The sequence below is a fragment of the Streptomyces sp. NPDC089919 genome (assembly GCF_040684615.1).
In the GTDB taxonomy this organism is placed as follows: domain Bacteria; phylum Actinomycetota; class Actinomycetes; order Streptomycetales; family Streptomycetaceae; genus Streptomyces.
The window spans coordinates 1-1,482 of sequence record NZ_JBFBGK010000227.1; the positions used below are offsets into that span (position 1 = coordinate 1).

A 1,482-nucleotide genomic window follows, 5' to 3' on the forward strand; every position below is an offset into this window, starting at 1 on the left:
AACGCCGCGCGGCTGGGTTGGCCCCCGCACCGCCGCTCCGCGACGGTCGCCTCAAGCGCCGGCGGGGCTGGTACGCGGGGCTGCGCCCAGGCCGCACCGCCGCTGCGCGACGGTCGCCTCAAGCGCGAGGGGGCGCACCCACGGGGCCCCGCGGAGGCCCCGGGGGTTAGCCGTAGCGGGTCATGAGGGTGGAGACGTAGGACTCGAGGCGGGATGTGAGGAGGGGTGGGGTCAGGTCGGGGCGGCCGAGGGCGCGCCAGGGGACGCCGACCTTCTCCGCGTTGGGGGCGAAGGCGAGGACGTCCAGGAGGCGCCAGTAGAGGTGGTCGGGGCCGGTGGCCAGGACGCCGCCCGCCGCCTCGTACCGGTCCGCGAAGGCCATGCCCGCCGCCACCCCGTGCAGCAGTGTCAGGCCCGTCGCACAGTGCGCGACGTCCAGGTCGGCCGGGCCCCAGGAGGTCTCGACCCAGTCCACGACGCCCGTGATCCGGAGCGACGGGCCGGTGCCGGCGAAGAGGACGTTGCCGGGGTGGAAGTCCCGGTGCAGGAAGCGCGGTTCGTACCGGGGCGGCGGCTGCCGGATCACGTCCACCGCCCGGGCCCACAGCTCCGGCCGCCGCGTCGAGGGCGGCACGGTCACCCGCTCCGGTGTCGTCCACGCCTCGTACACCCGCGGCCGGTCCGCCTCGGCCACCGCCAGGCCGTGGATCCGCACCAACTGCCGCGCCAGCAGCCCGGCCCGCGCCCCGGCCCCCTCCTCGGTGATCCGTACCGACCCCGGCAGCAGGGTCATCAGCAGCGACGGGTCGTCGCAGTGCGCGGCCGTGGCGTCCACGGCCACCAACCGGGCCGCGGGTATCCCCTCCGCCTGCGCCAGCAGCCGCAACACGTCCGCCTCGCGGTTCAACAACCCCTCGGCGTGCCGCCGGTAGAACGGCTTCACGAAGGAGCGCAGCACGAGGGACCGGGCCCCCGACACCCCGAGGTCCGGCGGCCCCGCGCCGTCCGGCGGACTCATCAGCGCCGGCGGACCCATGACCTCCAGCCGCCGCATCTCCGAGGTCACCCCGCCCCGCAGCCGCTCCGCCGCCGTGATCCGCTCGCCCGGCGCCAGCCCCCGCTCCACCCACGCGCGCGTGGCCCGCCACTCCTGCTCGTCGTCCCCCATGGGCCCGACCCTAGCCCGCGGTCCTGGAGCCCGGGTCAGACCTGGCGCATCTCCCACTGGGCGACGTCCAGGTTGGCGTGGCATATCCAGCCTCGCTGGGGACACCTCCCAGCGGTAGCTGGGGGAGTTTGACGCGCGGGGTCCGGGGCGGCGCCCCGAATCCTGGGCCCGGCTCGCCCTTTGCACTCCGGCGGGGCACATCCAGCCTCGCCGGCGATTGAGGCGCGGGGTCCGGGCCCGGGCCCGGCCGCTGCGCGGAGCCAGCCCCACCCCGCCCCTTCCCGAAACCGGTGGGCGGCCGCCCCCGGAGCCCC

The 1,482-nt window shown here is 76.8% G+C and carries 1 protein-coding gene; it reads right to left on the reverse strand.

The genetic code is table 11. The features are described 5' to 3' along the window. Positions 1–166: 166 nt before the first annotated feature. Entirely contained in the window at positions 167–1,168 is a 1,002-nt protein-coding gene (locus AB0O40_RS37795) for an aminoglycoside phosphotransferase family protein (protein ID WP_365050895.1), read from the reverse strand. Between the last annotated feature and the right edge of the window lie 314 nt (positions 1,169–1,482).

Bases quoted from the DNA above. Each gene is read 5' to 3' on its own strand.
- AB0O40_RS37795 (WP_365050895.1), bottom strand. From the start codon at position 1,168: ATGGGGGACGACGAGCAGGAGTGGCGGGCCACGCGCGCGTGGGTGGAG.